11 protein-coding genes are annotated in these 14306 nt (G+C 37.8%); 7 read left to right on the forward strand and 4 right to left on the reverse strand.

Annotated elements, in window-relative coordinates:
- Positions 1-31 precede the first annotated feature (31 nt).
- The gene (locus tag CS937_RS14970) at positions 32-1651 is read right to left on the reverse strand and encodes a long-chain fatty acid--CoA ligase (protein ID WP_099159278.1); all 1620 of its coding nucleotides are present in this window, start codon (positions 1649-1651) and stop codon (positions 32-34) included.
- 200 nt (positions 1652-1851) lie between these two features.
- Between CS937_RS14970 and CS937_RS14975 the strand changes: the two genes are divergently transcribed.
- The 4 genes from CS937_RS14975 to CS937_RS14990 all read left to right on the forward strand — a co-directional run bounded on the left by CS937_RS14975 (position 1852) and on the right by CS937_RS14990 (position 5509).
- A complete protein-coding gene (locus tag CS937_RS14975) occupies positions 1852-3207 on the forward strand; it encodes an MATE family efflux transporter (protein WP_099159279.1) in 1356 nt (451 codons plus the stop codon).
- Positions 3208-3240: 33 nt separating this feature from the next.
- Positions 3241-3864 (forward strand): lysozyme family protein, encoded by a 624-nt coding sequence (locus CS937_RS14980; RefSeq protein ID WP_099159280.1) that lies wholly within the window; start codon positions 3241-3243, stop codon positions 3862-3864.
- A gap of 67 nt (positions 3865-3931) precedes the next feature.
- Complete coding sequence (locus CS937_RS14985) at positions 3932-4309, forward strand: RidA family protein (protein ID WP_099159281.1); 378 nt, start codon at positions 3932-3934, stop codon at positions 4307-4309.
- 33 nt (positions 4310-4342) lie between these two features.
- Positions 4343-5509: an iron-containing alcohol dehydrogenase gene (locus tag CS937_RS14990; protein ID WP_099159282.1), complete on the forward strand. Its 1167-nt coding sequence runs from the start codon at positions 4343-4345 to the stop codon at positions 5507-5509.
- Between the two features lie 167 nt (positions 5510-5676).
- Here CS937_RS14990 and CS937_RS14995 read toward each other — a convergent pair whose 3' ends face one another.
- The 3 genes from CS937_RS14995 to CS937_RS15010 form a co-directional block, all read right to left on the reverse strand.
- Positions 5677-5922: a YuzB family protein gene (locus CS937_RS14995; RefSeq protein WP_099159283.1), complete on the reverse strand. Its 246-nt coding sequence runs from the start codon at positions 5920-5922 to the stop codon at positions 5677-5679.
- Positions 5923-6003: 81 nt separating this feature from the next.
- The gene (locus CS937_RS15000; RefSeq protein ID WP_099159284.1) at positions 6004-7356 is read right to left on the reverse strand and encodes an MATE family efflux transporter; all 1353 of its coding nucleotides are present in this window, start codon (positions 7354-7356) and stop codon (positions 6004-6006) included.
- Positions 7357-7907: 551 nt separating this feature from the next.
- Positions 7908-9113: an MFS transporter gene (locus tag CS937_RS15010; RefSeq protein WP_099159286.1), complete on the reverse strand. Its 1206-nt coding sequence runs from the start codon at positions 9111-9113 to the stop codon at positions 7908-7910.
- 323 nt (positions 9114-9436) lie between these two features.
- On the opposite strand from CS937_RS15010, the gene CS937_RS15015 reads away from it, so the two are divergent.
- From CS937_RS15015 to CS937_RS15025, 3 genes are all read left to right on the forward strand, one after another.
- Entirely contained in the window at positions 9437-10360 is a 924-nt protein-coding gene (locus CS937_RS15015; RefSeq protein ID WP_099159287.1) for a DUF1002 domain-containing protein, read from the forward strand.
- Between the two features lie 296 nt (positions 10361-10656).
- On the forward strand, positions 10657-12207 hold the full coding sequence (locus CS937_RS15020; RefSeq protein ID WP_099159288.1) for an MFS transporter: 1551 nt from the start codon (positions 10657-10659) through the stop codon (positions 12205-12207).
- Positions 12208-12491: 284 nt separating this feature from the next.
- On the forward strand, positions 12492-14144 hold the full coding sequence (locus CS937_RS15025) for a peptide ABC transporter substrate-binding protein (protein ID WP_099159289.1): 1653 nt from the start codon (positions 12492-12494) through the stop codon (positions 14142-14144).
- Positions 14145-14306: the final 162 nt, after the last annotated feature.

Here is a 14306-nt window from a genome sequence, read left to right on the forward strand (position 1 = left end):
ATAATTACTGGCTGGTCTTCATTCATATCACTTATTCTTGCATATTATAATGTGCCTTAACTTGCTCACGTAATTCCCGCTTTAAAAACTTTCCTACCGATGTCTTCGGAATTTCATCGAAGAACAGTATATCATCAGGTAGCCACCATTTGGCGAATTGAGGTCTTATAAATTCTAGTAAATCTTCTTTTCTTACGGTATCTTTAATTCCTTCATGCAATACAACACATGCGATAGGGCGTTCTTGCCATTCTGGATCTGGAATTGCAACAACACTTGCTTCAAAAACAGATTCATGAGCCATGATGGCGTTTTCGATATCAACCGAGGAAATCCATTCACCGCCACTTTTAATCAAATCTTTCGTTCGGTCGACGATTTTAATAGTACCTTCCGCGTCAACGGTTACTACATCTCCTGTATGGAACCAGCCATCAACAAAGGCATTTTCAGTTCGTTCATCTTTGTAATACTCACTGGCTATCCATGGACCACGTAGCAATAGTTCTCCCATTTCCGTACCATCCCAAGCGATTTCTCCATCATTCCCGAGGACTTTCATTTCAAGACCTGGAACTAGGATACCTTGTCTTGCTCGTTCTTCCAATTTTTCATCAATGCTTAAATCCTGTTGGTAACTTTTTAAGCGGGAAATTGTTGCTAGTGGTGTTGTTTCTGTAGCACCGTATGCATGATAAAATGGAATGTTGTATTTCTCTTCAAAAGCTTTAATCAGTCCTTTTGGTGCGGCTGACCCACCGCAAAGTACTGCTCGTAAACTTGATGTATCATAACTTCCCTGTTCCAGTTCTCGTAGTAAGCCTAACCAGATCGTTGGTACACCAGCAGTGATTGTTACCTTGAACTTTTCAATAAATTCAGCAAGCCGTTTTGGGGTGAAACGTGGACCGGGCATGACTTGTGTTGAACCGAACCATGTACAGGCAAATGGAGTTCCCCATGCATTTACATGGAATTGAGGAACAACAGCCATGGATACATCTGATTCGGAAATAGCTGCCGAATCGGCTAAGCCGAGTGCAAGACTGTGTAATACGATCCCGCGATGTGAATAGACAACACCTTTTGGCTTCCCTGTTGTAGCTGATGTATAACACATACCAGCTGGATCGTTCTCATCAATATCAGTAGCGAATGAATAGGCTGGGTCACCAGTTTGTATTAATTCTTCGTATGAATAAAGCGGTTTAAGGTTAGATTCTGGGAGTTCAGGCTTGTCAGTCATTACAACAAATGCTTCAACTGTTGTTAACTTATCTTGTACTGCTTCCACAAGAGGTATAATATCTTCATCGATGAAAAGAATTTTGTCTTCAGCGTGATTAATAATGTAAATGATGTGTTCAGGAGATAGGCGAATGTTGATTGTGTGTAGAACTGCTCCAATTCCAGGTGCGGCGAAATAGACTTCTAGATGGCGATGATGATTCCAAGCAAGTGTGCCGATACGGTCTCCACTATTCGCACCCAGTTCATCTAATACACTCATTAATCTTCGGGTGCGCTGACCAATATCAGCGTATGTAAGTCTGTGGAGTTTGTCATGCGTCTGTGAGATGACTTCTTTTTTCGTAAAGAATTTTTCTGCATGCTGTAACATGGAACCTACTGTTAACGGAACTTGCATCATAATAAACATCTCCTTTTAATTGGACTAGTTTTCATAATACCATATAATTGGGATTATTTTAAAAATTAATAGAACTATAGTCGGGTTGCCACAAAAAATTAATAGGATAATGGTATGCTATTTAAATTATATGAAAGGCATTCTTAAAGAAGACATGATAAAATGAAAGAATATGTAAGTGACGGAAGGATTGTCTTGGAATGAAGAAAATGCAACAGGATTTTACCCAAGGAAATATTCTAAAGCATTTAATTGCTTTTTCGGGACCTATTATGTTAACAAATCTATTACAGACTTCGTATCAATTTGCAGATAGTTTGTGGGTTGGTAATTTGCTTGGAGCAAATGCACTTGGCTCTGTTGCTGTATCGAGTACAATTATATTCACGATATTGTCATTTGTAATTGGATTGAACAATGCCGCTTTGACGATTTTGTCTCAGCAAAAAGGTAGGGACGATGAGGACGGATTAAAACGATACTTGAATGGGTTTGTTGTAATTTTAACCAGTATCTCAGTAGTATTAGGGATCATTGGGTTTATTTTTGCTGAGCCATTATTGCGTTTATTAGGTACACCGGGGAGTATGATGGCTGTTGCAAAATCGTACTTGCAGATAAACTTTTTAGGGATACTCTTTTTGTTTGGTTATAACTTCATCAGTACAGTGCTTCGTGCATTAGGTGATAGTAAAACGCCTTTAAGGTTTGTTATGATTGCAGTGATTCTAAATATCGTGCTTGATCCATTGTATATTAGTGGATTTGATTTAGGCGTTGATGGTGCGGCATATGCAACCGTTACTGCACAAGGATCGGCTTTTCTTTATGGGGTTTTCTTTATTTTGTATAAGAGACTTGCACCGTTTAGCATTCCTAAGCTTCCTAGTAAACAAGAAGTAAGTTTGATTTTAAACCTTGGTATTCCATCAGGGTTGCAAATGGCGGTTATTTCTGCTGGAGTCGCGGCTATTATGAGTGTAGTTACCTCATTTGGTGGCAATGTTGTTGCTGGTTTTAGCGCCGCCCAGCGTTTAGATAGTTTACTAATGTTACCTGCACATGCACTCGGTACCGCGGTTAGTAGTATGGCTGGACAAAATATTGGCGTTAGGAACTGGTCTCGCGTAAAGGAAATTGCAAAGTATGGGATTATATATAATTTTTCTGTCATGCTTATTGTAGTCATTTTGGTAGTCTTTTTTGCAGAATTTGGTGTACGGCTATTTATTCAGGACGAGGAAGCTGTCGCGTTCGGTACGAAATATTTACAAATTATCGGGTTATGTTATCCGTTTTTAGGTATTAATTTTATCCTAAATGGAATTGTCCGGGCTTCAGGTGCAATGTATCAAGTACTTGCATTAAATATTATTTCTTTATGGATACTTCGCTATCCGCTAACAGCTATTTTTTCAGACTGGTTTGGTGAAACAGGAATTGCGATTGGAATGGGAGCAAGCTTTGTGATTAGTAGTTTGTGTGCTTTTATGTATTATCGTTATGGAAAATGGCGTGAGAAGGAATTGTTTGCAAAACGAAATGGGAATAATTAGTTAAAGTGTACTTTTAATGAAAGGCCGAGAGAGATGAAGCGTAAAACAAAACGGGCAATCAAACAAACGATGATAATTATAGTAGTTCTATGTAGTGCCCTTATTATTCTATCAATCTTATCTTTTGAAAAAAATAAACATCCATATCAAATTGAACGTTCGCTTATAAGTGATCAGGTACTTGCATACGAACCGCTTGTTGATAAATATGCACGTCTCTATCACGTGACAGAATATGAAGATGTCATGCTTGCGATGATGATGCAGGAGTCTGGTGGGCGAGGGAATGATCCAATGCAATCATCAGAGAGCTATTGCGGTCATGTTGGATGTATTGAAGATCCAGAGCTTTCCATAAAGCAAGGTGTCTATTATTTTTCCAAAACGATTGAAGCGGCAGACGGTGATATTGAATTGGCCATTCAATCGTATAATTTTGGCAGAGGTTTTATTGATTATGTTAAAGGAAAATCGGGTAATTATACACAAGAGGCAGCAATTGACTTTTCGCAAAAAATGTATGAATCTGCCCCTGACAAGTCAATTTATTCATGTTTACGTGAAGAGGCAAAGAAATATAATGCCTGTTATGGCGATATTTATTATGTTCGAGACGTGATGGAGTATAAAGAGGAGTTGTCTGAACATAAGCGCTGAAACCTGTATTAAATTAGATGGAATGGTATGATGAAAAAAGAACATGTTAATAAAAGGAGGAAACAATATGGTAAAAGCAATACATACGGAGAATGCCCCAGCAGCAATTGGTCCATATTCACAAGCAATTCGAGCTGGAGACTTTGTTTATGTTTCTGGACAAATTGGAATTAATCCTAGTACAGGTGAAGTTGAGCAAGGAATTGAGAAGCAAACTAAACAAGTACTAAATAATCTTACAGCAATTTTAACAGAAGCAGGAACTGATTTTTCCCAAGTCGTAAAATTCACGATTTATTTGAAATCAATGGATGATTTTGCAACGATTAATGAGATATATGGCAGTTATTTACAAGAGCCATATCCTGCTCGGGCAACTGTTGAAGTAAGTCGTTTACCTAAAAATGTACTTGTGGAAATGGATGTAATTGTATACACGAAGTAGTTTAGCAAAACGAATCATCAGGAGGGACTTTTAATGGATAATTTCACATACTACAACCCAACGAAATTGATTTTTGGAAAAGGACAACTGGATGTGCTTCCAAACGAGGTGGCGCAGTATGGCAAGAAAGTATTGCTTGTATATGGCGGCGGAAGCATTAAGCGCAATGGAATTTATAATAACGTTTTGAATAAGTTAGACGAAATGGATGCAGAAGTATTTGAACTATCTGGTGTTGAACCAAATCCACGTGTTTCTACAGTAAGAAAAGGTGTAGAAATTTGTAAACGTGAAGGTGTAGAGTTTATTCTAGCAATTGGTGGAGGTAGTACAATCGATTGTACGAAAGCCATTTCTGTCGGAGCAAAAACAGATACAGATATTTGGGACATTGTTACGAAAAAAGAACATGCAAAAGATGCACTACCATTTGGAACAGTACTAACACTTGCAGCTACAGGATCAGAAATGAATGCAGGATCTGTTATTACTAATTGGGAATTGAATGAAAAACATGGATGGGGATCACCGTTCACATTTCCGAAATTCTCGATTTTAGATCCTACACATACTTTCTCAGTACCACGAGATCAAACGATTTATGGCATGGTTGACATGATGTCTCACGTTTTAGAGCATTATTTCCACCAAACAACCAACACCCCTGTCCAGGATCGTTTTTGCGAATCAATATTGCGTACAGTAATGGAAACAGCACCGAAGCTCTTGGATGATCCAGAAAATTATGAGTATCGTGAGACGGTTATGTTGAGCGGAACATTAGCATTAAATGGCATGTTAAACATGGGCTATCAAGGTGACTGGGCTACACATAATCTAGAGCATGCGGTGTCTGCAGTGCATGACATTCCACACGGTGGAGGTTTAGCGATACTGTTCCCGTACTGGATGATGCACGTATTAGATGCAAATGTTGAACGCTTTAAACAATTCGCTGTTCGTGTATTCGATATTAATGCTTCCGGTAAGGACGACCGTGACGTGGCTATCGAAGGAATTCAAGCATTACGTAATTTCTGGTCAGAGATTGGAGCACCATCACAACTTGCCGATTATTCTATTGATGAAAGTTCCGTTGAGGTTATGGCTGATAAAACCGTTGTAGCGCGTCCAGAATATGGAAACTTTAAAAAACTGACAAGAGAAGATTCAGTAGAGATTTTTAAAGCAAGTTTGTAAACGGATTAGATGTTGATTTTGATGGTGGGCAGGTAGGCTAGCCTAAAAAATGGAAATACGATCCACTTTGAGTGAATTACAATCCGATTTCGTAAAATACGATCTAAATAAAACAAAATACAAGCTAAAATCACCCAAATACGATCCAAACAAAGAAGAACTAGCTGTTATTGATAAACAGCTAGTTCTTCTTTTATGGCAACTCTTATTTTATCTAAACATTCCTCAGGAGTTTTTCCATGGATGCGTCTGCCGTTCACGAGTGCGTATGGTTTAAGTGCACATAACCCACAAAAGGATAGGCATTCATTCATCATGACTGCAACTTCCGGGAATTCTTTCTCGATAATACCTTCTATATCTAATGTAGTGATTGCATTACCGTCACAAACATCCACAATGACAATACCCATTGCTATCACTTTCTTTCTAATTTTAAAGTTGACTGTGTTAGTTGTAGCATATCCAATATTGTAAATCAATATTTTTGTTTACTAAGATGATTTTTTTTCGACAAAACTCATGGATACCCATTGCTTCCCTTTCCATCGTCGTAACATAAGAATGCCACGTAACCACTCATCTGCAATAAAAGCTATCCAGATCCCAGTGAGTCCAAGATTCAAATGAATTCCGAAAAACCAAGCGAATGTCACACTAATGCCCCACATCGAAGCAATGCCGATATATACCGGAAACTTTACATCCCCAGCAGCACGTAAAGAATTAATAACAACTAAATTAAATGCACGACCGGGTTCTAAAATAACAGTTAGCAAAAGTAAAAACGAACCTGTTTCAACAATAGTACTATTATCCGTGAAAATTCCTAATAACGGTTCTGCAAATACATAAACAAGGCTTGCCATAAAAAGTGAAATGAAGATAGAAATTTGAAGACTTTTAATTCCACGGTTATAAGCATCGTCTATTTTACCTGCACCAATCATGTGACCGATTAAAATTTGCGTACCTTGACCTATTGCAACGGCGAACAGAAATATAAACATCATGATATTCTGTACATAAACTTTTGTTGTAATTGCAACCGTTCCTAATTGTGCCACAAAATAGGTGATTGCCATTTGACTCGCATTATACGAAAGCTGTTCTCCTGCTGAAGGAATGCCAATTTGAAGCAGTCCTTTAACATGGTTTTTCTGGTAACGGAAAAAATTTTTGAAATCCAATTCCCCTTTACTTCTCTTTACAAGTAAAAATAAAAGGACGACAAATCCTATAAAACGGCTAATTGCAGTAGAGAATGCTACTCCTGCAACGCCAAAAACAGGAAAGCCAAATGGTCCAAAGATAACAAAATAGTTTCCGATGACGTTAAGAATATTCATACCAATTGTTACTGCCATCGTATCTTTTGTATGACCATAGCTGCGTAAAATTGCACCAGCAGTCATGATTAAAGCTTGAACAAAAATAAGTCCACCAACTATTTGCATATAGACCGTTGCTTCGCTCATAATATTATTTGGCAAATCCATTAGTTGTAAGATCCATTTTGCACAACTGAATAGAACTACACTTAATAATAAGGAAAACCATAAATTTAAACTGATCGATAGTACTGAAATCTCGCCAGCTTTTTTATTTTCCTTTGCCCCTAAATTTTGTGCAACTAGGATCGCGGCACCTTGCGCAACAAAACCAAACATTACAATAACTACAGATAAAATTTGGTTAGAGACGCCGACTGCGGCAACGGCTTTATCCGAATATTGACTGAGCATTAACGTATCAGCATTTCCCATTAACATATGTAACATAATTTCAATAAATATTGGCCATGTTAAAGCAAATAATGTTAAATTCTTTGTTTTATTATCATTCACAAATTAATCCTTCTTTCATTCTAATAGAATTATAGTCTATCGTGTTTTGTAGGGTTAGCCTTTGGTGTTACTTATCATTCACAGAAAACTTCGGCGGGAGGGCCAAAACATCAGCGGGAGAGCTGAAACATCGGCAGGAGAGCTGAAACATCAGCGGGAGAGCCAAAACATCAGCCGGAGAGCCGAAACATCAGCCGGAGAGCCGAAACATCAGCCGGAGAGCCGAAACATCGGCAGGAGTGCTGAAACATCAGCGGGAGAGCCAAAACATCAGCCGGAGAGCCGAAACATCGGCGGGAGAGCCAAAACATCAGCGGGCTGAAACATCAGCGGGAGAGCCAAAACATCAGCCGGAGAGCCGAAACATCGGCGGGAGAGCCAAAACATCAGCGGGAGAGCTGAAACATCGGCAGGAGAGCCAAAACATCGGCAGGAGAGCTGAAACATCGGCGGGAGAGCCAAAACATCAGCGGGAGAGCTGAAACATCTCCTCCAGTCACACCACCAAACTCAAAAATGGACAGCTAACCTGGATAGCTGTCCATTTACTTTTAACTTCGATATGAAGAAAGTCTATGCGTATGTTTTCCTTCATATTCATATTTATACCACGCAACTAACATGATAATTCCGCTTAAAATAAGCAATCCACTTGTAACGAAAAATACTGCCGAGAATCCGAAGAAACCTGCTAGCATTCCCCCGAGCGCTGGTCCGATAATATTTCCTGCAAAGCGAAGTGATGTATTATAACCGAGCACCTCACCTTGAACAGAAAGTGGTGCTTCTTGACGGATATAAGCGATTCGGACTGGAATAATTCCACCGATAGATATTCCGAGTAAGAAACGTAAAATAACTAACTGCCAAATGTTTGTGACAAATGCTGCCGGGAAGTAAACGATCCCTGCCATAAATAAGAGGACGATGACTATTTTAATATAGCCAATTTTATCCCCCAGCCGGCCCCATCTACGTGCCATCATTAAATTACCGAGACCAGCTGCAGAGAATGCCATTCCAGAAAACAGCGCAATGTTCGCTGTTCCGTGCAGGTCGCTGACATACAATGAAAGAATTGGTTGAACACTAAAATGTGCGACCTGTACAAGCATAGAAATTAACATGACAACAAGTAGTACCGGGTGTTGCATGATATGCTTTAACACTTCTTTACTGGAATACGATTTTTTGTGTTCCTTATCATCGGAAAATCTTACCTTGATTTCTTTTACCCCAAATATAACAATTATTCCTGATAATAGTATTGTAATTGATGTCCATTTGAATGTTGTTGCATAGCCGAATACGTCTGCTAGCGCACCACCTAAGAGTGGGCCCATTAATGAACCGGTAATACTTCCAGTTTGTAAGGTTCCAAGTACTCTGCCGGCAATGTTTTTCGGTGTTTGTGTGGATATAAATGCTTGGGAAATTGGAATAAACCCAGTGAATATACCCATGAATAACCGTAATAAAAAGAGCTGCCAAACCGATGTTGCGAAACCCATTAATAATACAGATAATCCTAACCCAGATGCTGATAAGATTAGAATTTTTTTTCTGCCATACCGATCACCAACGCGTCCCCAAATTGGTGAAAAAAGCAGTGCAGAAACAAACGTAATACCAAATATCCAACCGGACCAATTCTGTACATATGAATCTGAAAAATTACCAAATGTTTCAATGTACAGGGAGATGAACGGAAGTACCATTGTCATACTTCCAGCAACAAAAAAGTTAGCAAACCACATGATAGCCAAATTTCGCTTTACAATAGGATTTTGTTGATCAACGATGAGAATACCCTTCTTTCGTGCATTTTATTTCGACACCCTAAATAATAGCTGATTTAGAATGGGGTTTAAAGTTATTTGCTCACATAATTATTGTCTCTTATTCTATGGCTTTTCCTCAATTATTTTCAGTAAAACGAAACTTTATGCTAAGCTATGATGTATATTAAATATGTTATTCGACCGTTAAAGTCGGGTACTAAATAAAGAATGTCTATAATAGAATAGACGTTGGATAAAAATATAAGATTATAAATCTGTGTAAAAAGGGGAATAATGGAATGAAACGATTAGTGAAGCTATTAGTAGTTTTTGTATTATTCGTTGGTTTAGTTGCCGGAATTTCAACACCGGTTTTGGCTGCTGATGGAAATAATTCAGATAGTATAAATGAAAAATTAGGCGTTCCAATTGTCGTATATGGTGATACATTAACAGATACTCAAAAAAAAGAAGTACGTGAATTACTTGGCGTAACAGATTCAGAAGCGGTTGAAGAATATACTGTCACTGGACAAGATGTTGCTAAATATATCAACGGTGATTCTACTGCTCGTTTATTCTCATCGGCAAAAATTACCCGGGAAGAAAAAGGCTCGGGGTTAGTAATTAATATTGTTACTGCTGATAATATTACAGAAGTGACAACCGAAATGTATGCAAATGCACTATTAACTGCAGGAGTTGAGGATGCTACAGTTGAAGTAGCATCACCCGTTAAAGTTAGTGGGCATTCCGCATTAACAGGAATTTATAAGTCCTATGATGCACAAGGTGTACCACTAGACAAAGAACGTATGAAATTAGCGGACGAAGAGCTAGGTGTCGTTACTGACCTTGCTAAAAAAGATGGTTTAAATCAAGAGAAGGTTAGCGAATTAATAACTGAAATTAAAAAAGCCATCGCTGAGCAAAATCCAGCAACAAAAGAAGAAGTCGAACAAATTGTTCAAGATCAGTTAAGTAAGCTGGATATCTCATTAAGTGAAGCTGATCGTCAAATGTTAACAAATCTTTTTGAAAAAATGCGTGATTTAAATATTGATTTTGGTAAAGTGAAAAATCAATTGGAAGACGTTGCTTCAACGCTCAAAAATAAAGCCGATGAACTAGGTTTAGATGCTGGCTTTTGGGAAAAGGTTAGTAACTTTTTCAAAGAATTTTTCCAATTAATTGGTGACTTTTTAAAAGGGTTATTTAATTAATATTGAATTAATGGAAGAAGCTGGGACAAAAGTGTTTTAACCAAAGAAAAATCCGAATGATATAATGGCTGGTGCTATAATCCGCTCCGGAAATATACTTCGCTTTCCGCGGGCGGCTGTTGAGCCTCCTCGTGCTGGTGCACAGCGGGGTCTCACCTATGCCTTTCCTCCCGCAGGAGTCTACTTATATTTCCTCCACTAAAACAGCACTTTGTTCGTCTTTATACTTAAAAAGTTTAATTACGTCCCAGCCCCTTTTGTTTTTATCGTACGTTACATATATGGAGTGACTGTTAATGAAAGAAAAAAATAAAACGTCACAAAAATGGGCAATAACATTATTTACAATTGGTGTATTTATGGCGGGATTGGACAATGGAATCATAAGTACTGCCCTAACCACAATCAATGATTCGTTTGATGTTTCTCCGGCATGGGGAGCATGGAGTATAACCTTATACACGCTCGGAATTGCTGTAAGTGTACCGATAATTGGAAAGCTTTCAGACAAATTCGGTCGTAAACGTTTATTTATTATAGAAATAGTCCTATTTGGTATTGGCTCTTTACTTGTTGCATTAAGCCCGAATTTTATATTTCTGCTTATCGCACGATTAATTCAATCGATTGGTGGCGGGGGTATTTTTATTATTGGAAGTGCTCATATTCTTGCTACATTACCTAAGGATAAACAAGGTAAGGCTCTAGGTATGTTAGGTGGAATGAATGGTCTAGCTGCTGTTATTGGACCGAACTTAGGTGCTGTAATACTTGATGTAACAGGATCGTGGCACTGGTTATTTTTCATTAACATTCCAATTGCAATTTTCCTTATTGTGTTTGGTTTCTTAAAAATTGCTGAAACGAAGCCAGGTACATCTAAGCCGTTAGATATTGTTGGTACTACTTTACTCGCAATAGCAATTTTAGCATTAATGTTTGGCATTACGAATCTAAATAGTCAAGCTCTTTTAGAAAGTTTGTCACAGGTAAACGTTGCTCCATTTTTACTAGTAGGTTTCCTCTTATTGGTGGTATTGATTTACCACGAGCGAAGGGTTGAAAATAATGGAGGAGATCCTATAATTGCGTTCTCTTTGTTGAAGAAGCGTTTGTTTCAAATTACATTGATTCTTGGCTTGTTGTCCGGGGGATTTCTTGCAGGGATTATCTTTGTCCCAGCCTATGTACAACAGGTGCTCCAAGTTCCTGTGGAAAATGCTGGTTATTGGTTGACTCCGCTGGCTGTTGCTTCTGGTATTGGAGCAGGATTAGGTGGTGTTTTAACAGATAAAAGAGGGCCAGCTAAAACAATTATAATTTCTGGTGTTGTTGGTGTGGTCGGTTTTTTACTATTCCCATTCGTAGTAGAAGGTGTTTGGACATTTATTTTAGCTAGTGTATTAGCAGGGGTAGGACTAGGTATCTTGCTCGGGGCCCCACTAAACGTACTAGTAGGTGAAAGTGCGGAAAGCGGAGAACAAGGTTCTGCGCTTGGAACGTTATCTTTAATAAGGCAAATCGGTCTGACATTATTCCCTACAATTTATGCAGGGTTCATGACAGGAGGATTTTCAAAACTTGAGGCTGCCATTAAACAAGAATATGGACCCTCATTATTGGACTTTACTAAAACCAGTGAAAATTATGGGAATTTAATGGAGCAAATTGAAAAGATCGGTAATCCGGAAATACGAATGGATATTTTAGGGATTGTTACAGATGCTCTCAAATCTGGGTTTTCCCAAATGTTTATCACTACAGGAGTTCTGGGAATGCTCGTATTACTGGCTGGAAGTTACTTACACTATAGTCGTCAAAACAAGATTTCATTACGAAACAGGTAGAAAAAACTCAAACTTTATTAAAAGTTTGAGTTTTTTTAATTTTGCGTCGTTAATTGGAATAATATCCCATTTAGTAAATTGCAAAAAAATTATAAGGTAGTAAAGGCATTCTGATAGCTGGATTTTCAAGTGTTTACAAAAGGAATAATGATACCAATATATAAAATTTTTTAATAAATATAATGCAAAATTAATGAAATAGTAGTATAATCTTTTGCACAGATAAATTTAATAAAACTAAATTGTCTGAATAATATAAACAATACAACAGGAGGGTTTTAAACATGAATTGGAAGAAAGGTTCATTACTTCTAACAGTAGTGTTCGCTATGAGTATCTTTTTAGCTGCTTGTGGTGGGGACTCCGATGAGGATTCAAAAGGAGCATCTGATAGTACGGATGGTAATGCTGCACAAGCAGCTGACCAAACATTCAACATAAATATTAAATCAGAGCCACCTTCATTACATCCAGGTAAAGCAACTGATTCAACTTCAGGTGCAGTACTTAACCAAACTTTTGAAGGTTTAATGCGTATCAACCAAGATGGTGAGGCAGAACCAGCGATGGCTGAATCATATAAACTATCTGAAGATCAAAAAACATACACATTCAAAATTCGTGAAGATGCAACTTGGTCAAATGGAGATCCTGTAACGGCACAAGATTTTGAATATGCTTGGAAATGGGTGCTGAACCCAGAAAGTCCAGACACAGATTATGCTTATCAATTGTACGCTATTAAAGGTGCAGAGGCTGCTAAAACGGGTGAAGGTTCTTTAGAGGACGTCGGTGTAACAGCTAAAGATGATAAGACATTGGTTGTTGAACTTAATCAACCTACTCCATATTTCTTAGATTTAACTGCATTTTATACTTATTTTCCAGTAAATCATAAGGTCGTTGAAGGTGCAGATGATTGGGCACAGGATGTTGGAGAAAATTATGTAACAAATGGTCCTTTTACAATGGAGTCATGGGAGCATAAAAACCAAATCGTACTTAAGAAAAACCCTGATTATTGGGATGCAGAAAATGTAAATCTGGAAACAGTTAATATGTACATGATTGATGATGAAAATACAGAACTACAAATGTACAAAAATAATGAATTGGATTGGGCAGGTTCACCAACAGGCTCTATTCCACTTGCTGCAATTCCATCATTAAAACAAGATGGCTCATTAAACGTTTCACCACTTGCTGGTGTTTACTACTATGCATTTAACACAGAAAAACCACCATTTAATAATGCTAATATTCGTAAAGCGTTTGCTTTGTCAATTAATCGTGAAGGTATCGTAAAAAGTATAACTAAAGGTGAACAACAACCTGCAATGGCTTTAGTACCACCTTCTATTTTTGAAGAAAATAATGAAGGGTACTTTAAAGATAACGATGTAGAGAAAGCTAAAGAGTATTTACAAAAAGGTTTGGACGAGCTAGGCCTTGATAAACTACCTAAAATTAGTATTACCTACAACACAAGCGAAGCTCATGCAGCGATTGCTCAAGCCATTCAGGATATGTGGAGAAAAAACCTTGGTGTTGAAGTAGAACTAAGTAACGAAGAGTGGAACGTATTCCTTGATACAATGAGTGAAGGAAACTTCCAAGTTGGCCGCATGGGATGGAATGCAGATTTTAATGATGCAATAAACTTCCTTGAACTCTTCCAAACTGTAGGTGGTAATAACTATACGAATTGGGAAAACGAAGAGTATGCTAGTTTGCTAGAGAAATCTAAAACGGAAACAGATCCTGCAGCACGTAAAGAAATCTTGCGTCAGGCAGAACAAATCTTTATGGATGAAATGCCAATCGCGCCAATCTATTTCTATACAAATGTATGGTTGAATAAAGATTATGTGAAGGATGTTACAGTTTCTCCACTTGGCACTATCCAATTAAAATGGGGCTATATTGCAGAACACTAATTAATAACAATTCAATATAAGGTATGTAGTTATCTATTTACCTTATATTGAATATTTTCCAATTACTGTAATATTTGTAGGAATTAATCTATATAAGAAAAATGAAAAACAGAACTAATGTACCCTTAAAATTCCCTGTTTTTGGAATATTTCATTAGAAAT

Origin of the sequence: Virgibacillus ndiopensis (assembly GCF_900187325.1) — a bacterium.
GTDB classification, from domain to species: domain Bacteria; phylum Bacillota; class Bacilli; order Bacillales; family Amphibacillaceae; genus Virgibacillus_E; species Virgibacillus_E ndiopensis.